The organism is Sphingomonas liriopis, assembly GCF_024211255.1.
Classification (GTDB): Bacteria; Pseudomonadota; Alphaproteobacteria; order Sphingomonadales; family Sphingomonadaceae; genus Sphingomonas; species Sphingomonas liriopis.
This window is the reverse complement of sequence record NZ_JAMLDY010000002.1, coordinates 182,874-203,889: the sequence shown is the minus strand read 5'-3', so window position 1 is coordinate 203,889 and position 21,016 is coordinate 182,874. Positions and strand designations below refer to the sequence as shown.

The window sequence follows — 21,016 nt, the reverse complement described above, 5'->3', positions numbered from 1 at the left end:
ATCGGCTCTGGACGGGGCTTACCGCGCCTTATCCAACCAGAGCAAACGCTTGGGGAAGAGTACGCGGCAAGGCAGGCCCGGGTTCCACCGTTCGCGACGGAACCCGGATCGCAGGATCAGAAACCGACGTGCGCGCCGGCCGAGACGACCACGGCATGGGCGCCCTCAAGCCGCCCGTTGGTCAGGATGTTGGTCTGTGCCGCGGTGCCGACATAGGCCGCGGTGCGGCGGTCGATCGTCGTATCCTCGAAGTCGACGTAGTTTGCCGCCAGATCGATGCCGAACTTCGGCGTGATCTGGAAGGTGCCGCCGGCGCCATAGTTCCAGCGGTTGGCATCCGGCACGCGCGCGTCGCGCAGGCCATCCTGCGTCGGCGTCGTCGCGCGCTGCACGCCCGCACGCAGCGTCAGCTGCGGCGAAACGGCATAATCGAGGCCGCCTGCCAGACTGTAGCTGTCACGATAATTTTCCGGCAGCGCACTGTTGAGCGGCGCGCCGAGGCGGATCGCGTCGAACTTGCTCCAGTTGTAGCGCACCGCCTGGCCGTTGAGCGTCAGCGCGGGGGTGGCGCGGATGCGGGCGCCGACGATCGTCTGCGCGGGGGTGTAGAAGCTCGCCTCGATATCGTTGAGCGTGCGGTTCTGCGTCGCGAGCGGCCCGACGAGGCCCTCGACGAGCAGGTCGCCCTTCAGCGTATGCTCGATCCGCGACTTGTAGCTGATGCCTACGGTCGCCCAGTCGTTGTGCAGCTGCACGCCCGCGCTCCAGCCGAGATCCCAGCCGTCGCCTTCCAGCCGCTGGCGGCCGTCGGGCAGCGCCGCCGACAAATTGGGCAGCGCATTGCCGAGGCTGGCATAGACGTGCTCGACGTTGGCGGCACCGCCAACGCGCAGCCAGTCGGTCAGCGCGATGGCGATCGACGGCTGGATGTCGATCGTCTGCAGCTTGGTGCGGGTCGCGCTGTAGCGGGTCCAGCTGGTCGAATCGTAATCGGTGGTAAAGCTGTAGGGCGACGTCACCGCGAGGCCGATCGCGACCGGGCCGAACGGCATGGCGATCGCGCCCGACGGCAGCAGGCCCTTGTCGATCGGGTTGCGCGACACCTGATCGCCACCGACGGCGGCATATTGGCCGGCGGGCGTGCGCTGAATCAGCGTGCCGTTGTTGACGACCTTGCCCTTGGGCAGGATGCCCGAGGCGTTGATCGCGGCTTCGCCACGCTCCATGCCGGCGATCGACGCCGGGTTCCACCACAGCGACTGAGGGCCGGTGTCGGCCACTTCGCCCGAGAAGGCGCGACCGGCGCCGCGCGCCGACTGTTCCTGAAGGTAAAAGGCCTGGGCGTGCGCGACGGTCGCGAAGCCGAACGAGCCGAGGACGGCGGTGGCGAGCAGGGGAGCCTTGAAGCGAAGGGACATAGCGGTTTTCCTAAAGCGTTACTGGGAAGGGGGCGGGGGGGGCGGTTTCACACCGTTCGTGCCGAGCTTGTCGAAATACGATGAGTCTCAATGCCCTTCGACAGGCTGAGGGCGAACGGGCGGGCGCGGGTCACGCGGATCGAGGGTTCAGCGCACGCGGGTCCAGGTCTGCGTCTTGCAGAGCGGCACGAACACGCAGCCGCGGACCTTCAGCGTATTGGCGTCGGTCGGCGTGACCTTCGCCTTGTAGGTCTTGCCGTCGTCGGGGTTGTAGATCTGCCCGCCGGCCCAGGCATCACCGTCGGCGGTGAAGCCGCTGATGAGCAGCAGGCCCTTGAGCGGGCGCCCACGCTGCGCGGCGTTCTGGTTGTTGGCGTCCTTCAGGTCGGGACGCTGACGGAGCAGGTCGGACGAGAGCAGGCGACCGCAGATCGACGCGCCGCAGCGCTGGATTTCGACGATGCCGTTCTTGGTTTCGGTCTTCCAGCGGCCGATCGCGGTGTCGGCGGCGGGCGCGGGCGCCGCGGCGAGCAGGGCACCGAGCAGAAGCAGCGACATGAAAAATCTCCTCTCCGAGTGATGCGCGCTAACAGCTGCGCGCATCGAACAGTCCACGGTAACGGCGCGCCGTATGCGTACGGTCACGGGGTGTCGCCATCATGACCGTTCCAAGATGAACGGTTACCTAACCGCGAGCACATTGCCGTATACGGCAACTTGCGGCCCGACTAGCCTGATGGCGTGATGTGTCAAGTGTCGTGTCATAGTTGGCGATGGCTCGAAGCCTGGCGTTCGCCGTATCCGTCATGGCCGCGGCGCGCTTGCCAGCAATACGCCGTCACCCCGGACTTGTTCCGGGGTCCACTCTGCGGCGAGGCGCAGGGCTCGAGGCGCGAGCGCTTCGCCGGCGGAACGGTGGACCCCGGAACGAGTCCGGGGTGACGGGGTGAGTGGGGCCCATGCCGGGGCCCCATTCACCGGTCGCGCATCAGTTGCGCAGCGGCTTGCCCGTGGTCAGCATCTGCTGGACGCGGGCCTGCGTCCGCGGGTCCTTTACCGCGTCGATGAACGCCTCGCGCTCCAGCGTGAGCAGGTCGTCCTCCTGCACGATATCGACCAGATCGGCCTCGCCGCCGGTCAGCACGGTGGCGAGGCGGCCCGAGACGACCTCGTCATATTCGGTCGCGATGCCCCGCTTGCGGAAACCATCGACGACGCCGGCGATGCCGACGCGGCCGCTCTCGCCGGGCAGGCGGAAGGTCGGCTTCTCCGGCGCGACATAGCCGTCGACCAGCGACAGGGCCTTGGCCTTGGCGTCGGCCAGCAGGCGGTCGCGGTTCATCGTGATGCCGTCGGTCGGGCGCAGGAACATCATCTCCTTCGCCAGCGCCGCCGACTTGGACACCTGCGCGGTCGAGATCGTCTCGAACGCCTTGGCGACCGCGGGCATCGGGCCGCGCGGCATCATCGGTGCTTTCGCCATGCGGTCGAGCATCTCGCCATTGCCGCCCCAGCCAGGGAGCAGCCCGACGCCGCATTCGACGAGGCCGATGTAGCTTTCCGCATGCGCCTGCACCGCGTCGGAATGGAGCAGTACCTCACACCCGCCGCCCAATGCCATGCCGGCGGGCGCCGACACGACGGGGAAGGGGGCGTATTTCAGCGCCTTCAACGCCTGCTGCCCGCCAGCGATCAGCTTCTCGATCTCGCCCCACATGCCCGCGGCAACGGCGAACATCGCCATGCCGAGGTTGGCGCCCGCCGAGAAGTTCGACCCTTCGTTGTAGATCACCAGCGCCTTGAAGCGATCCTGCACCAGCGGGATCGCCTGCTGGATCAGGCCCATGATCTCGCCGTCGAGCGCGTTCATCTTGGTGGTGAATTCGAGCGCGACGACGCCGTCGCCGATATCCCACAGCGCCGCCGAGGCGTTGCTGACGATCGGCTCGGCACCGAGCTTGATATCCTCGAGCAGCACGACGCCCTCGCCGCGCACGACATCCAGATACTCGCCCGCGAGCGTGAGGAACTGGCGCTTGCCATCGACGACGCGGTAGAAGGGACGATCGCCCGCCGTGTCGAGGATCGCGGGTACGCTGCGGCCCTCGTCGCGCAGACGCGCGGCGAATGTGGCGGCGCCGATCTTGTCGATCAGCTCGAACGGCCCGAACTTCCAATTGTAGCCGAGCTTCATCGCGTCATCGATCGCCACGACGTCGTCGGCGGCTTCGCCAACCAGCATCGCGGCATAGGCGAGCGTCTTGCCGAGGATCTCCCAGGCGTAATCGCCGACCTTGCCCGGCACCGCGATCAGCGCGGCGAGGTCCTTTTCCGCCTTGGGCGGCAGCGCGGCGGGCTTGATCCCTTCGCGATAGTCGCCGGTGGCGAGGTCGAGCGCGAGCTTGGTCCTGGTCGCCTTGTCGAAGCGGTAGAAGCCGCCCTTGCCCTTGCGGCCGGTGAAGCCCTCGGCGATCATCCTGTCGACGAGCGGCATTGGCCGCACGGTGTCGAAATAGGGATCGCCCTGCGGCAGGGTCGACGACAGGCTTTTCGACAGCAACGGCATCAGGTCGACGCCGACGAGATCGACGAGGCCGAAGATACCCGTCTTCGGCACGCCCATCGGCCGGCCGCCGATCTGGTCGGCCTCTTCGACGGTCAGCCCCTGATCCATCGCCGCGTTGATCGCGACGGCGAGCCAATAGGTGCCGATGCGGTTGGCGATGAAGCCCGGCGTATCCTTGGCGCGGACGATGCGCTTGCCCATGAAGCGGTCGACGAAATCCTCGACCCGCTCCGCCACGGCGGCGTCGGTGTGTGCGCCACGGACGATCTCGATCAGCCGCATGTAGCGCGGCGGATTGAAGAAGTGGGTGATGAGGAAATCGGCCTTGAACTGGTCCGAGCGCCCCTCGACCAGATGGCCCAAGGGAATCGTCGAGGTGTTCGACGACACCGCCGTGCCGGGACGCTTCAATGCCTCCAGCTTGGCGTAGAGCGCCTGCTTGATATCGAGCCGCTCGACGATCGCCTCGACGATCCAGTCGCATTCGGCGACGCGACCGAGATGATCGTCGATATTGCCCGTCTCGACCAGCTTCGCCGCACCCTTCGACATGAAGGGCGCGGGATCGGTCTTGAGCATCTTCGCCACCGCGCCCTTGGCGACCGCATCGCGATCGTCGCCCTCACGGGGCACGATGTCGAGCAGCAGCACGGGGATACCGGCGTTGGCGACCTGTGCGGCGATGCCGGCGCCCATCACGCCGGCACCGATCACGCACACCTTCTTGATTGCGTCGCTCATGTTATACGCGCTCCAGCACCGTGGCGATACCCTGGCCACCGCCGATACACTGGGTCGCCAGCGCATAGCGGCCGCCCTCACGCTCGAGCAGCGCCGCGGCCTTGCCGACGATGCGCGCGCCCGTCGCGCCGAGCGGATGACCGATCGCGATCGCGCCGCCATCGAGGTTGATCGTCTCCGGCTTCAGGCCGAGGTCGCGGATGCAGGCGATCGCCTGGCTGGCGAAGGCTTCGTTGATCTCGACCACGTCGAGGTCGGCGACCGAGACGCCGGCGCGCGCCAGCGCCTTCTGCGACGCGCTGATCGGCCCAAGGCCCATCGTCTCGGGCTCGATCCCCGACACGCCCACCGCCTTGATGCGGGCGAGGATCTTGAGGCCGTGCTTCTGCGCGAACTCCTCGGAGGTGACGAGCACCGCCGAGGCGCCGTCGGTCAGCGGCGACGAGGTGCCGGCAGTCACCGATCCCTCCTGGCTGAACGCGGGCTTGAGGTTGCCGAGCGCTTCGACGGTGGTGTCGGGACGGATCGTGCCGTCCTCGCTGACCGTGCCGGCCTTGGTGGTGATCGGGACGATCTCGTCGGTCAGGCGACCATCGGCGCGGGCGGCGGCGGCCTTCTGCTGGCTGGTCACCGCGAAGGCATCCTGCTCGCCGCGCGTGATCTGGTATTTGGTCGCGACGTTCTCCGCCGTCTCGCCCATGCCCATGTATGCGCCCGGGTTCGCCTTGGCGAGCGCCGGGTTGGGCAGGGGGTTGTAGCCGCCCATCGGGATGCGGCTCATCGATTCGAGGCCCGCGCAGATGAACGCCTCGCCCGCGCCGATCTGGATCTGGCCCATCGCGATATGGATCGCGCTCATCGACGATCCGCAGAAGCGGTTGACCGTCATGCCGCCGACCGACAGCGGCAGGTCGGCGAGCAACCCGATGAGGCGGGCGACGTTGAGGCCCTGTTCCCCTTCCGGGAAGGCGCAGCCGAGGATGATGTCCTCGATTTGCGCCGCATCGACGCCGGTCTTCTCGATCAGCCCGCGGATCGTCTGCGCGGCGAGATCGTCGGGGCGGACGCGGGCGAGCGCGCCCTTGCCGGCGAGGTGGAAGGGCGAGCGCGCGTATCCGGCGATGACGACGTTGGTCATGAAATCCTCTCTAACTTCACGCATCCGCACTTGCGGGATGCCGTATAGGTGCGATACCTTCCCATTACGTCAAGTGGCATAAGCCGACAATATGCTTGATGACGAGAGTTCGAGAGGAAGCACGGATGAGCGACACCGCCAACATCGACACGGGCGTGCATGCGCCGCTGGCGATCAAGCAGGGTCTGCCGTTGCCGAGCCATCCGCGCCTGCTCGGCGACCTGCTCGACCGATCGGTGGCCCGCTTTCCAGACCGCGCGGCGATCGACTTCATGGGACGGATCACGTCCTGGAGCGAACTGGGGGTGGCGGTCGATCGTGCCGCGGCGGGATTGCAGGCGCTGGGCGTGGTGAAGGGCACGCGCGTCGCGCTCTGCCTGCCCAACACGCCGTATTATCCGATCCTGTTCTATGCGACGCTGAAGGCGGGCGGCATCGTCGTCAACGTCAACCCGCTCTACGTCGAGCGCGAGCTGACGCATCTGATCGCCGATTCGGGCGCGGAGATCATCGTCACCGCCGACGTCGCGGAGATCCAGGCGCGCGTGCTCAAGGTCGCGGGCGAGACGGGCATCCGCCACGTCGTCAGCTGCCCGATCGCCGACGTGCTGCCCGCGCTCAAGCGGTTCGGCTACAGGCTCTTCAAGCGCAAGGAGATCGGCCGCGCGCGCGCCACGCCGCAGCATCTCTATTTCGCCGACTTCATGAAGCTGCGGCGCTCGCCGACCCCGGTGCCGGTCGCGCCGGACGAGGTCGCGGTGCTGCAATATACCGGCGGCACCACCGGCGTGCCCAAGGCGGCGATGCTGTCCCATGCCAATATCGTCGCCAATACCGATGCGATGCTGATCCATGTCGGCGGCGAGACCCCGGATCAGGATCGCGTGCTCGGCGTGCTGCCGCTGTTCCACGTCTTCGCGCTGACCAACGTGCTGACCTTCTCGACTCTTGTCGGAGCGGAGATGATCCTGCTCCCGCGCTTCGAGCTGACGCAGTTGCTCGCCACGCTGAAGCGCACCCGGCCGACCTATTTCCCCGCGGTCCCGACGATCTACAACGCGCTCGCCAATCTCGGGCCCGACGAGCGGCCCGACCTGTCGACGATCAAGGTGTGCATCTCGGGCGGTGCGCCGCTGCCCGCCGAGGTGCGCCATGCGTTCGAGGCGAATGCGGGTGCCAAGCTGGTCGAGGGCTATGGCCTGTCGGAGGCGTCGCCGATCATCACCTGCAACCCGTTCGAAGGGGTCAACAAGGAAGGCTCGGCGGGGCTGCCGTTTCCCGGCACGACGATCGAGATCCGCGACCGCGAGGATCCGAGCCGGATCGTGCCGGCGGGGGAGAAGGGCGAGATCTGCGCGCGCGGGCCGCAGGTGATGGCGGGATATTGGCACAAGCCCGCCGAGACCGAGGCGGCGTTCGCGGACGGCGCGCTGCGCACCGGCGACGTCGGCTATCTCGACGCGGACGGCTATCTGTTCATCGTCGACCGGATCAAGGACATGATCCTGTGCGGCGGCTACAACGTCTATCCGCGCGTGATCGAGGAGGCGCTGTACGAGCACCCCGCGGTGGTCGAGGCGGTGGCGATCGGCGTCCCCGACGCGCATCGCGGCCAGGCGCCCAAGGCGTTCGTCGTGGTCAACGACCCCGCGGTGACCGGCACCGTGCTGCGTGACTTCCTGCGCGACAAGATCAGCAAGATCGAGCTTCCCCGCGAGGTCGAAATCCGCGACACTCTCCCCAAGACCTTGATCGGCAAGCTTTCCAAGAAGGAACTGGTCGAGGAGGAACTGCGCAAAGCCGCGCGCTAAGCCGCGGCGGGAGAGGGTGATGAACGGGGCCGGGGAAGACAGGGGGGAACTGCAGGGAATCCAGGAGGTGGCCGACATGCTCGGCATCACGCCCAGGACGCTGCGCTTCTACGAGGACAAGGGGCTGATCGAGCCGTGCCGGATCGGCACGACGCGCGTCTATCGCCGGCGCGAGATCGCGCGGATGCAGCTGATCCTGCGCGGCAAACGGCTGGGTTTCTCGCTGACCGATATCGCCGAGTTCCTCGATCTGTACGACGCCGATCCGCAGCATCTGGAACAGATGCGCGCGCTCGCCGAACGCGTGCGGATGCGGATCGACGAACTGGAGGCGCAACGCGACGCGCTCGACCAGACGCTGGGCGAACTGGCGAAGCTGGAGGGCGAGGCGCTGGCGCGGGTGCATGCGCATGAGCCGGAGGCGAAGCGAGCGGTGGGGTGAGGCTGCGCTACGCATGCGTCATTTCCAGATAACAGGCCTAAAGGCTGTGAGGATCTACCTGCCGGCCGATCACCCAGCTGTGAAAGCAGTCATCGCGGCATTCAAATCTTCAACCGTCAAAGTCGAAGCGTACTGCGGGGGTAAAGTCATCGAGGGAGCCGGATCCATTCCGTCTCCGATGCTCCTCTCGATCTGTCCGGCCTCATGGCCACCACGCGCGTGTTCGTCCACCACGGCGGAACGGGGGCGGCGAGCCACGCACTTCTTCATGGCATCCCACAGATCATCCTGCCGACCGATCTGGAGAAGGACATCGCATGCAGTGCCCTGTCAAAGGCGGGCGTCGGTTTGTGCCTCCCTCCACATTGCGGCCCAGCTGAAATCCACGCGGCGTTTCAAGCCGCAGATTCCGATCTTTCACGTCGGCGGATCCGCCCGCTGATCAGAGGGCCCGCCGCCATGGAAGAACTCCGGAAAATATGCCGCAATCGCTGATCGCCGACCTCTGCAGCACCGCATGTCGAATCCAGCACAGTCGTCAAAAGGGGGGCGCTATGTCCATACGAGGAATCCTGATGGCCGCATGTCTCGGCCTGACGGTCGTAGCGGCGGCGTGCGCGCTTTCGAACAACCGAGCGACCGCCAACTATCGCGTGACGGTGTCGTTGTTGGTGGACGGCAAGCCACGTACAGGAAGCGCCGTTTGGTCCGCTTCCGTATGGCGACCCACGATACCGCTGGTAAGTCGCTATGAAGGTGCTTTTCATGGCGATGCCATCCCCATCGAAATCGGCCCCAACCATTACATATTCGCAATGCTTCTAGACTCGCTGCCCGGTCGGAGTTCGCTCGCCTTTCAAAGTCCGACGCTCGGCGCAGGTAGTCTGCCTCGCGTTCTATTTTCAGATATCGCACCCTATAAAGGACGTGACGAAGTAGAATTACTCAGGTCAATTTCAACCATCAGAGACATTCCCGGTAAACTTGTTTGCGAAGGAAACGGACGCCCCATCGTCGGATGGACGTCAGATCACAAGGCTCGCAAGGCCTTATTTTGCTTTACCTTCTCGGAATCAAATGGATCCGGCGATCCCCGCAAACTTTCATTGATCGATGCAGATCGCGTATACTTTGATAGGTCTAACAGAATTCACTTTCTCGACGCGACCGTTCAAATGACAGATCATCCAGTTACAGAAGATCTAAAAAGGATTCTACCGTTGATGAAGGGTAAGCTGGACTTCTCGGATAGAATAGACGACCGCGCAGCTTCGGCCGAACATCTTCCTTTTTTCATATATGCGATGAGGAGATAGACCCATGACCGCTCCATCCAATCGTTGATCGCCGACCTCTACGGCGCCGCATGTCGAATCCAGCACAGTGATCAAAAGAGGACCGCTATGTCCATACGACGAAACCTGATGGGCGCATGTCTCGGCCTGACGGTCGCAACGACGGCGTGCGCGCTTTCAAACAACCGGGCGACAGCCAACTATCGCGTGACGGTGTCGTTGTTGGTGGACGGCAAGCCACGTACAGGAAGCGCCGTTTGGTCCGCTTCCGTCTCACGGCCCATGATACCGCTGGTAAGTCGCTATGAAGGTGCCTTTCATGGCGATGCCATCCCCATCGAAATCGGCCCCAACCATTACATATTCGCAATGCTTCACAGCTCACCGCCCGGCAGGAGTTCGACCTCCTTTCGAAATCCGACGCTCGGCGCAGGTAATCTGCCTCGAGTTCTATTTGCGGATATCTCGCCATATAAGGGCCGGGACGAAGTGGAATTACTCAGGTCAATTTCAACCATCAGAGACATTCCTGGCAAACTTGTTTGCGAAGGAAACGGACGACCCATCGTCGGATGGACGTCCGATCACAAGGCTCGCAAGGCGCTGTTCTGCTTTACCTTCTCGGAATCAAATGGATCCGGCGATCCCCGCAAACTTTCATTGATCGACGCAGATCGCGTATACTTTGATAGGTCTAACAGAATTCGCTTTCTCGACGCGACCCTTCAAATGACGGATCATCCGGTTACAGAAGATCTAAAAAGGATTCTACCGTTGATGAAGGGTAAGCTGGACTTCTCGGATAGAATAGACGACCGCGCAGCCTCGGCCGAACATCTTCCTTTTTTCATATATGCGATGAGGAGATAGACCAATGACCGCTCCATCTACAAATCAAAAAAGCCTCGACCTAGCCTTACTTGCGATGGAATCTTACAACATCGGAAGTTCCCTGCACGTATTGAACCGTGATCTCGATGCCACATTCAAGCCACTAATTTTGGAAGGGCATTCAACAAATTTCGTCGACCTCGCCGATGGGTTTGTCGCAGCAACCTACACGTACGGTAACCACGTAGTCATAGGTTTTCGCTGAACCCATTTCAGCGGTATCGACGCCGTGCATGATGTAAGCTATGGAGAGCCTCTAGACGACCCCGGTAGTTGCAACGAAAGTCGGCTATGAAAAATCAGATATCTTTCATGGCGCTGTCAATGTGCCCGGCTCAGCTACTTATGCTGAGCATGGTGATGTCTTGCTCAGAAAGTCCAAGAGAGATTCGCATTCCATTACAGGAAAGCGATGCTCAGATAAAATGGCAAATTGCTACGCCAGGACTTTCCGACGGAAAATACTCCTTGGTTGTTTCATCAAGGCAAATTGAGCGAAAGTATCCCATGTGGGAGGACTGGGGTCCGGCACAGCAGGCTCGCTTTTATATCGATCATGACGACAGGGGGCTGTTAGTTTTAGGGGCGGGGGCAGATATAATGATCGATCTTACTCATAACAAAATTACTTCATTACCAATGAATAGACACGACATCGATATGAAGGGATGGTGTTTCGTGGGGAAAGTGGATGGCCCGCCACCCGTTCATTTTGAAAAGAATAACGATCTAAAATTGTGCGATGAGAAGACAGGCACTTAATTGACTACAGTATTAAGGTCAGGGCCCATCGATATGAGCGTCGTGGCCTGCTCGCGGGAAATCATGCCATTGGTCTGTTAACTCGGCAGATGGAGACGAGCGACGCGACGTTTTAGCACACCGTTCGTGCTGAGCCTGTCGAAGTACGATGAGTCTTACCTGCCACTCGACAGTGAGCAGGTGAAACGTCCCCCGGACGATTCAGTCGAGGCCGGGGGCCTCGACGACCTGCTCACCAGGGCAAACGGGAGGGGAGTTCGCGGGGATGACGAATGGGGTGTGGGACGTGTAGGACCCCCCTCATGCCCGATCCTCGCGAAACCGAGCTTGTCCTCCACCCAAAATACGATGCCGCTGGCCTTATCACCGCGGTCGTCACCGACCGCAAAGGCGCGCTGTTGATGGTCGCGCATATGAATGCCGAGGCGCTGGCCCTGACGCAGGCGAGCGGCGAGGCGACCTTCTGGTCGCGCAGCCGCGGGCGGTTGTGGAAGAAGGGGGAGACCAGTGGCAACGTGCTGCGCGTCGTCGAACTGCGCATCGACTGCGATCAGGACGCGCTGTGGGTGATCGCCGATCCCGCCGGGCCGGCGTGCCATACCGGCGCGGCGAGCTGTTTCTATCGCAAGGTCGAGGGCGACCGGTTGCAGCGGATCGCATGAGGGCGCCGCTCGCGGTGGTGGTGCTGCTCGCGGGTTGCGGATCGCCGCAACGCCAGCCTGCCGCCGATACGCCCGGCGCGCGGCTGGAGGCGGCGGCGGTGCAAGTGGGGCTGGTCGGCGATCCTGCCAAGGCGAGCGTCGTCGGGTCATGGGCGCGCGATACCGATCGGCTGTGCGTCGTGCCGGGGGAGGGCGACCGGCTGCGCATCGGGGCGCTGATCGATTATGGCGAGGGGCAGGGCTGCGCCGCCGCCGGCACCGCGCAGCGTCGCGGGGCGAGCGTCGCGGTCGATTTCGGCGCGTGCCGCTTCGACGCGGCGTTCGATGGCGAGCGAATCGTGTTTCCGGCCGAGCTGCCGGCGGCGTGCGACCGGCTGTGCACCGGGCGCGCCTCGCTCGCGGCGCTGACCGTCGAGCATCTCAGCCCCTCGACGTCCGAGGCGGAAACGCTGCGCACACCGGCGGGGAAATTGCTTTGTGGGACGGCGAGGTAGGTTGACGTTGACGTAAACGTGACGTAACTGACGCACATGGCCTCGACACCCGCTTACGCCGTGATCGAACATCGCCACGATCGCGACGCCTTCACCATTTCCGACCTGTCCGACGAGTTCGGCGTCACCGCGCGTGCGCTGCGCTTCTACGAGGACGAGGGGCTGATCGCGCCCGAACGCCGCGGCACGCAACGCATCTATTCGCATCGAGACCGTGCTCGGCTGGCGTGGATCCTGCGCGGCAAGCGCGTCGGATTCTCGCTGGGCGAGATCCGCGAGATGATCGACCTGTACGATCTGGGCGACGGGCGCCGCGTGCAGCGGCAGGTGTCGATCGACCGCTGCCGCGCGCGCATCGCGCTGCTCGAACGGCAGAAGCAGGACATCGACGCCGCCATCGCCGAACTTCACGAGTTCGTGGGGGCCGTCGAGGCCGTCCACACCGCCGACCCACACGCCTGATCTTTTAGGGATAACCCGATGCCCCAATATACGCCCCCCGTCCGCGACACGCGCTTCATCCTGGAGCATGTCGTCGGCCTGCAAAAATATGCGAACCTGCCCGGGTTCGACGCCGCGACCCCCGACGTGGTCGAAGCGGTGCTGGAGGAAGGCGGCCGTTTCGTCGCCGACGTGCTGTTTCCGCTCAACCTGTCGGGCGATCAGGAAGGCTGCACGCGGCATGAGGACGGCAGCGTCACCACGCCCAAGGGCTTCAAGGACGCCTACGACCGTTATGTCGAGAGCGGCTGGGCGACGCTGGGCAATGCGCCCGAGTACGGCGGGCAGGGCATGCCGCACGTCGTGTCGATCGCCTTCCAGGAATATATGATCTCGTCGAACATGGCGTTCGCCATGTACCCCGGCCTGACGCATGGCGCGATCGCCGCGCTGATCGCCAAGGGGTCGCCCGAGCAGCAGCAGATGTACGTGCCGAAGATGGTGTCGGGCGAATGGGGCGGCACGATGAACCTGACGGAGCCGCAGTGTGGCACCGACCTGGGCCTGATCCGCACCAAGGCGGAGCCGCAGGCGGACGGGTCGTATGCGATCACCGGCACCAAGATTTTCATCTCGGCGGGCGAGCACGACCTGACCGACAATATCATCCACCTCGTGCTCGCCAAGACGCCGGGCGCGCCCGACAGTTCGAAGGGCATTTCGCTGTTCGTGGTGCCGAAGGTGCTGGTCAACGCCGACGGGTCGCTGGGTGAGCGCAACGCGGTGACCTGCGGTTCGATCGAGCACAAGATGGGCATCCACGCCAATTCGACCTGCGTCATGAACTATGACGGCGCCAAGGGCTGGCTGGTCGGCGAGGAGATGAAGGGCCTCGCCGCGATGTTCATCATGATGAACGCCGCGCGGCTCGGCGTCGGCCTGCAGGGGCTCGGTATCGCCGAGGTCGCCTACCAGAACGCCGTCCAGTACGCCGAGGACCGTCGTCAGGGCCGTGCGCTGACCGGCGCCAAGGAGCCGGGCGAGAAGGCGGACACGCTGTTCGTCCACCCCGACATCCGCCGCATGCTGATGGAAGCCAAGGCGTGGACGGAGGGCCTGCGTGCCCTGTGCCTGTGGGGGGCGCTGCAGGTCGATCTCGAGCACAATGCCGGGACCGAGGAAGAGCGCGAGATGGCGGGCGACCTGATCGGCCTGCTGACCCCGGTCATCAAGGGCGTCGGCACCGACAAGGGCTATGAGGTCGCGACCAACGCGCAGCAGGTCTATGGCGGCCACGGCTATATCGCCGAATGGGGCATGGAACAGTATGTCCGCGATGCCCGGATCGCGATGATCTACGAAGGCACCAATGGCGTGCAGGCGATGGACCTCGTCGGCCGCAAGCTCGCCACCAAGGGCGGGCGCGCGGTGCAGGCGCTCTTCAAGATCGTGATGGAGGAGACCGCGGCGGCCGAGGGCGTCGAGGCGACAGCGCAGATCGCCACCGCGCTCAAGAAGGCGCTCGGCGAGCTTCAGGCGGCGACGATGTGGTTCATGGCCAACGGCATGAAGAACCCGGAGAACGTCGGCGCCGGCGCGGTGCCGTACATGCACCTGATGGGCATCGTCGCCACCGGCCTGATGTGGCTGCGCATGGCGAAGGCGGCGGCCGAGCTGAAGGCGGCGGGAGAGGGCGATACCGCGTTCCTCGACGCCAAGCTGGTGACCGCGCGCTTCTTCGCCGAGCGGATCGTGCCGGACGCGGGCGCGCTGCGGCGGAAGATCGAGGGCGGTGCGGAGAGCCTGATGGCGCTGCCGCCGGAGATGTTCCGGGCGGCGTAATCTTTCCGGTTTGGATGGGAAGAAAAGGCTATGGAGGAGAGCAGCGTCGTGGGTGTTACGACGCTGCTTCCAAACTCCTCCGTCACCCCGGACTTGTTCCGGGGTCCACTCTGCGGCGAGGCGTGTCGCTCGCATCGGGAGCGTCGCGCTTGCGGATCGGTGGACCCCGGAGCAAGTCCGGGGTGACGAGGGAAGTGGGGCAGCCGGCCAGCGCGCCCCACGTCGGTCGCTGATCGATCAGCCCAGCCGCTCCGCCAACCCCCGGATCGCCTGGCCCTCGAACGCCGTCACCGTCTCGCCGTCCACCACCACGGCGTGCTCGGGGCGCAGCACGGCCTCGTTCTGCAACCCGTTGTCGAGCGCCAGCCACGCGCGCACCGCGTCGCCGAGGTTGGTCACCTCGGGCACCTCGTTGCCGCCGCGCGTCACGTTGGCGAGCGCGGCGCTCATGCTCCAGTCGATGCTGCTCATGCGAGGTCGTTCTCGCTGATGACGATCAGCTCCTGGTCGGGATCGCGGGCGAGCGCGTCGGCGGCGAGCGTCTGGACGCGCGCCTGATGCTGGCGGAACAGCGGCAGCGGGTCGATCGACATGCTCCCCGCCAGCGCCTCCAGCACATCGTAGCGCAGCGCGAAGGCATAGCGTTCGCCACTGGCTTCGCCGGTGAACTCGATCTGGCGTTCGTCGACATTGTCGAACAGGGTGGCGGTGTCGATGGTGACGCGGTCTTCGGCCATGTCGCAGGCTCCTTTCGCTGTGATCGATCAGGCGCGTTCGCTGCGCCCGTAAAAAAAGGCGCCGATGCCCGCCGCGAATGCCGCGGCAACGGTCGTCGCGATGACGGAATGCAGCACGGCGGCGGTGTAGATGCTGGTGCGCCGCGCGGCGGGATGCTCGCCCGACCGGACCTCTCCGGTGCGGGCGCTGGCGAACAGGTTGCTCGGCCGCGGCTGTTCCTTCGCCGGATCGACGAAGGCGACCGCCGCCTTGGGGGCGAGCCGGTCGAACAGGCCCGGGAAATGCGCTGCGAACAGCGCCTGCGCGCGGCCCGCGCCGCCGACGGTGATGTCGCGCTTGCGATGCGTCGCGCAGAACAGGATCGCGTCGGCGACCAGTTCGGGATCGTAGGCGGGCGGCGGGATCTGCGCTTCGCCCGGTTCGTGGTTCGCGGCGTGTTGGGCGATCGGCGTGTCGATGCCCGACGGCTTCACCAGCGTCACCGTCACCGGCACGTCGTCCGCGGCCAGCTCCATGCGCAGCGTATCGATATAGGCCTTCGTCGCGTGCTTGGTCGCGGCATAGGCGCCCATCAGCGGGCTCGGCATGTCGGACGCGACCGAGCCGACGGTGATGAGCGCGCCGCCGCTGTCGCGCAGATGCGGGATCGCGGCGAGGCAGCCGTGCACCACCCCGAAATAATTGGTCTGGAACAGCTGGCGATGCTCGTCGTCGGGGACGTCGACCAGCTTGCCGTAGATCGCGGTGCCGGCATCGTTGACCCAGGTGTCGATCCGCCCGAACCGCTGCCGCGCATGCGCCGCGGCGGCAACCACCGCATCGGCGTCGCCGACGTCGGCGGCATAGGCATCGGCGATACCCCCCGCGGCGGTGATGTCGGCGACGATCCCGCGCAACCCCGCCTCGTCGCGCGACACCAGCAGCACGCGCGCGCCCCTGGTGGCGGCGCGGCGCGCGGTGGCGAGGCCGATCCCCGAACTGGCGCCGGTGATGACGATCACCTGTTGCGAAAGGGGCTTGAGCGCAGGCGTCATGGCGGCATCGTCTCCGGTCGCGGGACATGCCAAGCGCGCCAGGTCCGGCGGCGGTTCCCGACGGCTTTGGTGCGTGGCGGGGGAACTTGCTGCGCCGCGGAAGGTTCGCCGCGCCATGACCGATCTTCATGCCGCCAACATCGCCAGCAAATATCCGTTGCTCGCGCTCCCGCATATCCAGCTGCACGGCGCCGTCGACGACATGATGTACGCGCGCTTCAAGACGCAGCTGGCGGGCGCGCCGCAGGACGGGCCGCTCGTCGTGTCGATCACGACGCTGGGCGGCGACCCGGAGATGGGCCGCGCGATGGGCGACGACATCCGCCTGCTGCGCAACTACACCGGCCGCGAGACGCTGTTCCTCGGCAAGGTCGCGGTCTATTCCGCTGGCGCCACTTTCATGGCGGCGTTCCCCGTCGAGAAGCGCTTCCTGACCCGCGGCACGCGGCTGATGCTGCACGAGCGGCTGATGACGAGCAGCGTCCAGCTGTCCGGCCCGCTCACTACGCTGCCCGCGGTGCTCAAGGCCAAGCTGCATGAGATCGAGGAATCGGTGAAGATCCAGGAGGAGGGCTTCCGCGATATCGTGCGCGGTTCGTCGGTGACGTTCGAGGAATTGCGCAGCAAGGCGCCGACCAACTGGTATATCGAGGCGGAGGAGGCGCTCGCCCGCGGATTGGTGCTCGACGTGATCTGATGCACGCGGGGGTTGCACTCGCCCGGCGAAAGGCATAGCCGCAGGCGCAGCATTGATTAGGAGCGTTGCGGCGATGGCCGAGTTCACCCTGCCCAAGAACAGCAAGGTCAAGGCGAAGGGCAAGGTCCACAAGGCGACCGGGGACGCCAAGCGGATCAAGACCTTCAAGGTCTATCGCTACGACCCCGATACCGCCGAAAACCCGCGCTACGACACGTTCGAGATCAACCTCGACGAATGCGGGCCGATGGTACTCGACGCGCTCATCAAGATGAAGGCGGAGCAGGACAGCTCGCTCACCTTCCGCCGCTCGTGCCGCGAGGGCATCTGCGGGTCGTGCTCGATGAACATCGACGGGCGCAACGGCCTTGCCTGCACCACCGCGATCGAGGACGTGAAGGGCGAGGTGAAGATCACGCCGCTGCCGGCGATGGACGTCATCAAGGATCTGGTCCCCGATTTCACGCATTTCTACGCGCAGTACAGCTCGATCAAGCCGTGGATGCAGACGGTCAGCCCGCCGCCGTCGGGCAAGGAGCGGCTGCAGTCGCCGGAGGACCGCGCCAAGCTCGACGGCCTGTACGAGTGCATCCTCTGCGCGTGCTGCTCGACATCGTGCCCCAGCTATTGGTGGAATGCGGACAAGTTCCTGGGACCGGCGATCCTGCTCCAGGCGTATCGCTGGCTCGCCGACAGCCGCGACGAGATGACCGGCGAGCGGCTCGACGATCTGGAGGATCCGTTCCGCCTGTATCGCTGCCACACGATCATGAACTGCGCGAACACCTGTCCCAAGGGCCTCAACCCGGCCAAGGCGATCGCCGAGGTCAAGAAGATGGAAGCCGAGCGTATCCTGTAACGGCGCGTGACGGACCAGCCTTCCCCGGTCTTCAGTTATGAGGACGATTCCGACCTGCCGGGGTGGAAACGCTGGCAGGTTCGCGATGCCACGCGCTACAATGCGTTCATCGAACCGCTGCACGTCCGCGTCGAGGGTGACATCGCCCGCGTGCGGATGATGCCGCGGCACGATCATTCCAACATGCGCAATCAGGTCCATGGCGGCGCGCTGCTCGGCTTCATGGACGTCGCGCTGTTCGCCGCGGCGCGCGGCTTCGGCGTGATCGGGGCAGGGGGCGCGGTGACGCTCGACCTGTCGGCGCAGTTCATCGGCGGCGGCGCGATCGGCGAGCCGCTGGAGGCACGGATCGAGCTGTTGCGCGAGACGGGCCGCATGCTGTTCCTGCGCGGGCTGGTGGTGCAGGACGGGTCGCCGACGATCGCGAGCTTTACGGCCACGCTGCGCAAGGTGACCGAGCGGGGCTGATCCACCGACCGATCGCTCTCAACCTCACCCATCGGTCGCTTCGCGACCTCATCCCTCTCCCGGCGGGAGAGGGATAGACGCCGAAGGCGGCGCTGGGTGAGGGTGAGGGCAATGCGTCTGTTACCGCCACGAACGCCCTTGCGTTCGCAGGAGTACGAATGACCAAAGTCCTCAACGCCTATGACGCGCTCGTCGCCGCGGGCGAACTGCGCACCGACCCCGAACAGCGTGCCGCCGCGATCCGCCTCGACGCGCTCGCCGCCCAGCTCGAAGCGCCGAGGAAGACCGGCCTGCTTGCCCGCCTGACCCGCCGCGGCGGCATGCCCCCGCGCGGTGTCTACATGTTCGGCGACGTCGGGCGCGGCAAGTCGATGATGATGGACCTGTTCTTCGCCAACGTCGCCGTCGCGAAGAAGCGTCGCGTCCATTTCAGCGAATTCATGATCGAGGTTCACGGCCGGATCGCGATCGAACGGCGCAAGGAGGCGGGTGATCCGATCGCCCCGGTCGCCGCGGCACTCGCCGAGGAAACGCGGCTGCTCGCGTTCGACGAGATGATGGTCACCAACTCTCCCGACGCGATGATCCTCAGCCGGCTGTTCACCGCGCTGCTGGAGGCGGGGGTGACGATGGTCACCACCTCGAACCGCGCGCCGGCCGATCTCTACAAGAACGGCCTCAACCGCGAGCATTTCCTGCCCTTCATCGCACTGATCGAGAGCCGGCTCGACGTGGTGACGCTGAACGGCCCGATCGACTATCGCCGCGACCGGCTGGGCCAGCAGAACACCTGGCTCGTCCCCAACGGCCCCGAGGCGACCAAGGACCTGTCCGCCGCCTTCTTCCGCCTGACCGATCACGAGGTGACCGAGCCGATCCCGGCGGAGGACTTGGTGGTGCAGGGCCGCACGCTCCATGTCCCCAAGACGCTGAAGGGCGTCGCCGTCTTCTCGTTCAGGAAGCTGTGCGGCGAGGCGCGGGGGGCGGCGGACTATCTTGCGGTGGCGCGCCGCTATCACACCGTGATCCTCGTCGGCATACCGAAACTCGGTCCCGAGAACCGCAACGAGGCGGCGCGCTTCGTCGCGCTGATCGATGCGCTGTACGAGCATAAGGTCAAGCTGCTCGCCGCCGCCGATGCCGAGCCCGACGCGCTCTACCCGGAGGGCGACGGCCGCTTCGAGTTCCAGCGCACCGTCAGCCGGCTGGAGGAAATGCGCTCCGAGGACTATCTAGCGCAAGGGCATGGCACGGCTTAATGCACCTGCGAACCATTATCATATAAAGTCTTAATCCTCACCGTTTAGCGGTTGCCGCGCGCCGAAAAGGGGCGTAACCGGCGTGGCCAATCACGACCTGCCTGTAACGGAGATGGATTGGATGGCTCGCAAGAAGATCGCGCTGATCGGCGCCGGTAACATCGGCGGCACGCTCGCGCACCTCGCGGCGTTGAAGGGCCTGGGCGACATCGTCCTGTTCGACGTCGTCGAAGGCGTGCCGCAGGGCAAGGCGCTCGACCTGTCGCAGTGCGGCCCGGTCGAAGGCTTCGACGCGACGATCACCGGTTCGAACGATTATGCCGATATCGCCGGTGCCGACGTCATCATCGTCACCGCCGGTGTCGCGCGCAAGCCCGGCATGAGCCGCGACGACCTGCTCGGCATCAACCTCAAGGTGATGAAGGCGGTGGGCGAGGGCATCAAGGCGAACGCCCCCGACGCCTTCGTGATCTGCATCACCAACCCGCTCGACGCGATGGTCTGGGCGCTGCGCGAATTCTCCGGCCTGCCGCACAACAAGGTCGTCGGCATGGCCGGCGTGCTCGACAGCGCGCGCTTCAGCCACTTCCTCGCCGACGAGTTCCAGGTTTCGGTCAAGGACGTCACCAGCTTCGTGCTCGGCGGCCACGGCGACACGATGGTGCCGGTCATCAGCTATTCGACCGTCTCGGGCATCCCGGTTCCCGACCTCATCAAGATGGGCCGCTCGACGCAGGAGAAGATCGACGCGATCGTCAAGCGCACGCGCGGTGGCGGTGGCGAGATCGTCGGCCTGCTCAAAACCGGCTCGGCCTATTATGCGCCCGCGACCAGCGGCATCGCGATGGCGGAAGCGTATCTGTACGACCAGAAGCGCGTCCTGCCCGCAGCAGCCTATGTCGATGGCCAGTATGGCGTGAACGACCTGTACGTCGGCGTGCCGGTGGTGATCGGTGCCGGCGGCGTCGAGCAGATCGTCGAGATCGCGCTCGACGACGAGGCGAAGGCGAACCTCACCGTCTCGGTCGATGCGGTCAAGGAACTGCTCGAGGCGTGCAAGGGGATCGACAGCTCGCTGAATTGAGGACTGTGAAACCCACCCCGGCGAAGGCCGGGGTCCAGTTGCGAGGGCTTCGTGTTGGACCAGTCCGCTTCCGTCTACATCATGGCGAGCGGCCGTAACGGCACCCTCTATATCGGATCGGCGCTTAATCTGGCGAAGCGGGTGTGGGAACATCGCAACGCCGTGGTCGATGGGTTCACGAAGACATATGGTTGCCACCTCCTCGTCTGGTATGAGGTCTGCGGTAGCCTGGAAGTCGCCCGGCAGCGCGAGCTGCAGATGAAACAATGGAAGCGAGCTTGGAAACTGCGTGAGATCGAAGGTTTGAACCCGAACTGGGACGACCTGTACGACCGGATCGCACTACCCTGACCGCCTTCCCAACTGGACCCCGG

At 65.1% G+C, this 21,016-nt stretch carries 23 protein-coding genes; 16 read left to right on the top strand and 7 right to left on the bottom strand.

The genetic code is table 11. The features are described 5' to 3' along the window. Positions 1 to 116 precede the first annotated feature (116 nt). From M9979_RS02350 to M9979_RS02335, 4 genes are all read right to left on the bottom strand, one after another. Positions 117 to 1,418 (bottom strand): OmpP1/FadL family transporter, encoded by a 1,302-nt coding sequence (locus M9979_RS02350; RefSeq protein ID WP_254287726.1) that lies wholly within the window; start codon positions 1,416 to 1,418, stop codon positions 117 to 119. Between the two features lie 147 nt (positions 1,419 to 1,565). Further along, a complete protein-coding gene (locus tag M9979_RS02345) occupies positions 1,566 to 1,976 on the bottom strand; it encodes a DUF2147 domain-containing protein (protein ID WP_254287725.1) in 411 nt (136 codons plus the stop codon). Positions 1,977 to 2,406: 430 nt separating this feature from the next. Continuing rightward, positions 2,407 to 4,725, bottom strand: coding sequence for a 3-hydroxyacyl-CoA dehydrogenase/enoyl-CoA hydratase family protein (locus M9979_RS02340; protein WP_254287724.1), 2,319 nt, complete (start codon positions 4,723 to 4,725; stop codon positions 2,407 to 2,409). 1 nt (position 4,726) lies between these two features. Next, positions 4,727 to 5,863: a thiolase family protein gene (locus M9979_RS02335; protein WP_254287723.1), complete on the bottom strand. Its 1,137-nt coding sequence runs from the start codon at positions 5,861 to 5,863 to the stop codon at positions 4,727 to 4,729. Positions 5,864 to 5,988: 125 nt separating this feature from the next. Here M9979_RS02335 and M9979_RS02330 point away from each other — a divergent pair, with 125 nt between their 5' ends. From M9979_RS02330 to M9979_RS02285, 10 genes are all read left to right on the top strand, one after another. Further along, positions 5,989 to 7,674: a long-chain-fatty-acid--CoA ligase gene (locus M9979_RS02330; protein ID WP_254287722.1), complete on the top strand. Its 1,686-nt coding sequence runs from the start codon at positions 5,989 to 5,991 to the stop codon at positions 7,672 to 7,674. Positions 7,675 to 7,693: 19 nt separating this feature from the next. Further along, a complete protein-coding gene (locus M9979_RS02325) occupies positions 7,694 to 8,116 on the top strand; it encodes a MerR family transcriptional regulator (RefSeq protein WP_277998353.1) in 423 nt (140 codons plus the stop codon). A 204-nt stretch (positions 8,117 to 8,320) separates the two neighbouring features. Further along, positions 8,321 to 8,611, top strand: a complete 291-nt coding sequence (locus M9979_RS02320; RefSeq protein WP_254287721.1) for a glycosyltransferase — start codon at positions 8,321 to 8,323, stop codon at positions 8,609 to 8,611. 80 nt (positions 8,612 to 8,691) lie between these two features. Beyond that, the gene (locus M9979_RS02315; RefSeq protein ID WP_254287720.1) at positions 8,692 to 9,432 is read left to right on the top strand and encodes a hypothetical protein; all 741 of its coding nucleotides are present in this window, start codon (positions 8,692 to 8,694) and stop codon (positions 9,430 to 9,432) included. Positions 9,433 to 9,456: 24 nt separating this feature from the next. Beyond that, entirely contained in the window at positions 9,457 to 10,281 is an 825-nt protein-coding gene (locus M9979_RS02310) for a hypothetical protein (RefSeq protein WP_254287719.1), read from the top strand. A 333-nt stretch (positions 10,282 to 10,614) separates the two neighbouring features. Beyond that, a complete protein-coding gene (locus tag M9979_RS02305; RefSeq protein ID WP_254287718.1) occupies positions 10,615 to 11,064 on the top strand; it encodes a hypothetical protein in 450 nt (149 codons plus the stop codon). A gap of 302 nt (positions 11,065 to 11,366) precedes the next feature. Further along, positions 11,367 to 11,726 (top strand): phosphoribosyl-AMP cyclohydrolase, encoded by a 360-nt coding sequence (gene hisI, locus M9979_RS02300; RefSeq protein ID WP_254287717.1) that lies wholly within the window; start codon positions 11,367 to 11,369, stop codon positions 11,724 to 11,726. Beyond that, complete coding sequence (locus M9979_RS02295; protein WP_254287716.1) at positions 11,723 to 12,220, top strand: hypothetical protein; 498 nt, start codon at positions 11,723 to 11,725, stop codon at positions 12,218 to 12,220. The genes hisI and M9979_RS02295 overlap by 4 nt, the downstream gene beginning before the upstream one ends. Positions 12,221 to 12,256: 36 nt before the next feature. After that, positions 12,257 to 12,682 (top strand): MerR family transcriptional regulator, encoded by a 426-nt coding sequence (locus tag M9979_RS02290; protein ID WP_254287715.1) that lies wholly within the window; start codon positions 12,257 to 12,259, stop codon positions 12,680 to 12,682. Positions 12,683 to 12,700: 18 nt separating this feature from the next. Beyond that, complete coding sequence (locus M9979_RS02285; RefSeq protein ID WP_254287714.1) at positions 12,701 to 14,503, top strand: acyl-CoA dehydrogenase C-terminal domain-containing protein; 1,803 nt, start codon at positions 12,701 to 12,703, stop codon at positions 14,501 to 14,503. A 237-nt stretch (positions 14,504 to 14,740) separates the two neighbouring features. Here M9979_RS02285 and M9979_RS02280 read toward each other — a convergent pair whose 3' ends face one another. Genes M9979_RS02280 through M9979_RS02270 form a run of 3 tightly spaced genes read right to left on the bottom strand, consistent with a single transcriptional unit; the run spans position 14,741 to position 16,275 of the window. Then, positions 14,741 to 14,974, bottom strand: a complete 234-nt coding sequence (locus M9979_RS02280) for a hypothetical protein (protein WP_254287713.1) — start codon at positions 14,972 to 14,974, stop codon at positions 14,741 to 14,743. Further along, a complete protein-coding gene (locus tag M9979_RS02275) occupies positions 14,971 to 15,240 on the bottom strand; it encodes a hypothetical protein (RefSeq protein WP_254287712.1) in 270 nt (89 codons plus the stop codon). The genes M9979_RS02280 and M9979_RS02275 overlap by 4 nt, the downstream gene beginning before the upstream one ends. A 27-nt stretch (positions 15,241 to 15,267) precedes the next feature. Beyond that, positions 15,268 to 16,275 (bottom strand): SDR family oxidoreductase, encoded by a 1,008-nt coding sequence (locus tag M9979_RS02270; protein ID WP_254287711.1) that lies wholly within the window; start codon positions 16,273 to 16,275, stop codon positions 15,268 to 15,270. 115 nt (positions 16,276 to 16,390) lie between these two features. Here M9979_RS02270 and M9979_RS02265 point away from each other — a divergent pair, with 115 nt between their 5' ends. From M9979_RS02265 to M9979_RS02240, 6 genes are all read left to right on the top strand, one after another. Further along, positions 16,391 to 16,972 (top strand): ClpP family protease, encoded by a 582-nt coding sequence (locus M9979_RS02265; protein WP_254287710.1) that lies wholly within the window; start codon positions 16,391 to 16,393, stop codon positions 16,970 to 16,972. A gap of 73 nt (positions 16,973 to 17,045) precedes the next feature. Further along, positions 17,046 to 17,831 carry a succinate dehydrogenase iron-sulfur subunit gene (locus M9979_RS02260; protein WP_254287709.1) on the top strand — a complete coding sequence of 262 codons (786 nt, stop codon included), beginning with the start codon at positions 17,046 to 17,048 and terminating at the stop codon, positions 17,829 to 17,831. Between the two features lie 6 nt (positions 17,832 to 17,837). After that, positions 17,838 to 18,299 (top strand): PaaI family thioesterase, encoded by a 462-nt coding sequence (locus M9979_RS02255; RefSeq protein ID WP_254287708.1) that lies wholly within the window; start codon positions 17,838 to 17,840, stop codon positions 18,297 to 18,299. Positions 18,300 to 18,457: 158 nt separating this feature from the next. After that, entirely contained in the window at positions 18,458 to 19,558 is a 1,101-nt protein-coding gene (gene zapE / locus M9979_RS02250) for a cell division protein ZapE (protein WP_254287707.1), read from the top strand. A 121-nt stretch (positions 19,559 to 19,679) separates the two neighbouring features. Next, on the top strand, positions 19,680 to 20,642 hold the full coding sequence (mdh, locus tag M9979_RS02245; RefSeq protein WP_254287706.1) for a malate dehydrogenase: 963 nt from the start codon (positions 19,680 to 19,682) through the stop codon (positions 20,640 to 20,642). 54 nt (positions 20,643 to 20,696) lie between these two features. Further along, the gene (locus M9979_RS02240) at positions 20,697 to 20,993 is read left to right on the top strand and encodes a GIY-YIG nuclease family protein (protein ID WP_254287774.1); all 297 of its coding nucleotides are present in this window, start codon (positions 20,697 to 20,699) and stop codon (positions 20,991 to 20,993) included. The last annotated feature ends 23 nt before the right edge of the window (positions 20,994 to 21,016 follow it).

What these genes read in the sequence shown, in the direction of transcription:
- M9979_RS02350 (WP_254287726.1), bottom strand. Translation starts at nt 1,418, where the DNA reads ATGTCCCTTCGCTTCAAGGCTCCCCTGCTCGCCACCGCCGTCCTCGGC.
- M9979_RS02345 (WP_254287725.1), bottom strand. Translation starts at nt 1,976, where the DNA reads ATGTCGCTGCTTCTGCTCGGTGCCCTGCTCGCCGCGGCGCCCGCGCCC.
- M9979_RS02340 (WP_254287724.1), bottom strand. Translation starts at nt 4,725, where the DNA reads ATGAGCGACGCAATCAAGAAGGTGTGCGTGATCGGTGCCGGCGTGATG.
- M9979_RS02335 (WP_254287723.1), bottom strand. Translation starts at nt 5,863, where the DNA reads ATGACCAACGTCGTCATCGCCGGATACGCGCGCTCGCCCTTCCACCTC.
- M9979_RS02330 (WP_254287722.1), top strand. Translation starts at nt 5,989, where the DNA reads ATGAGCGACACCGCCAACATCGACACGGGCGTGCATGCGCCGCTGGCG.
- M9979_RS02325 (WP_277998353.1), top strand. Translation starts at nt 7,694, where the DNA reads ATGAACGGGGCCGGGGAAGACAGGGGGGAACTGCAGGGAATCCAGGAG.
- M9979_RS02320 (WP_254287721.1), top strand. Translation starts at nt 8,321, where the DNA reads ATGGCCACCACGCGCGTGTTCGTCCACCACGGCGGAACGGGGGCGGCG.
- M9979_RS02315 (WP_254287720.1), top strand. Translation starts at nt 8,692, where the DNA reads ATGGCCGCATGTCTCGGCCTGACGGTCGTAGCGGCGGCGTGCGCGCTT.
- M9979_RS02305 (WP_254287718.1), top strand. Translation starts at nt 10,615, where the DNA reads ATGGCGCTGTCAATGTGCCCGGCTCAGCTACTTATGCTGAGCATGGTG.
- hisI (WP_254287717.1), top strand. Translation starts at nt 11,367, where the DNA reads ATGCCCGATCCTCGCGAAACCGAGCTTGTCCTCCACCCAAAATACGAT.
- M9979_RS02295 (WP_254287716.1), top strand. Translation starts at nt 11,723, where the DNA reads ATGAGGGCGCCGCTCGCGGTGGTGGTGCTGCTCGCGGGTTGCGGATCG.
- M9979_RS02290 (WP_254287715.1), top strand. Translation starts at nt 12,257, where the DNA reads ATGGCCTCGACACCCGCTTACGCCGTGATCGAACATCGCCACGATCGC.
- M9979_RS02285 (WP_254287714.1), top strand. Translation starts at nt 12,701, where the DNA reads ATGCCCCAATATACGCCCCCCGTCCGCGACACGCGCTTCATCCTGGAG.
- M9979_RS02280 (WP_254287713.1), bottom strand. Translation starts at nt 14,974, where the DNA reads ATGAGCAGCATCGACTGGAGCATGAGCGCCGCGCTCGCCAACGTGACG.
- M9979_RS02275 (WP_254287712.1), bottom strand. Translation starts at nt 15,240, where the DNA reads ATGGCCGAAGACCGCGTCACCATCGACACCGCCACCCTGTTCGACAAT.
- M9979_RS02270 (WP_254287711.1), bottom strand. Translation starts at nt 16,275, where the DNA reads ATGACGCCTGCGCTCAAGCCCCTTTCGCAACAGGTGATCGTCATCACC.
- M9979_RS02265 (WP_254287710.1), top strand. Translation starts at nt 16,391, where the DNA reads ATGACCGATCTTCATGCCGCCAACATCGCCAGCAAATATCCGTTGCTC.
- M9979_RS02260 (WP_254287709.1), top strand. Translation starts at nt 17,046, where the DNA reads ATGGCCGAGTTCACCCTGCCCAAGAACAGCAAGGTCAAGGCGAAGGGC.
- zapE (WP_254287707.1), top strand. Translation starts at nt 18,458, where the DNA reads ATGACCAAAGTCCTCAACGCCTATGACGCGCTCGTCGCCGCGGGCGAA.
- mdh (WP_254287706.1), top strand. Translation starts at nt 19,680, where the DNA reads ATGGCTCGCAAGAAGATCGCGCTGATCGGCGCCGGTAACATCGGCGGC.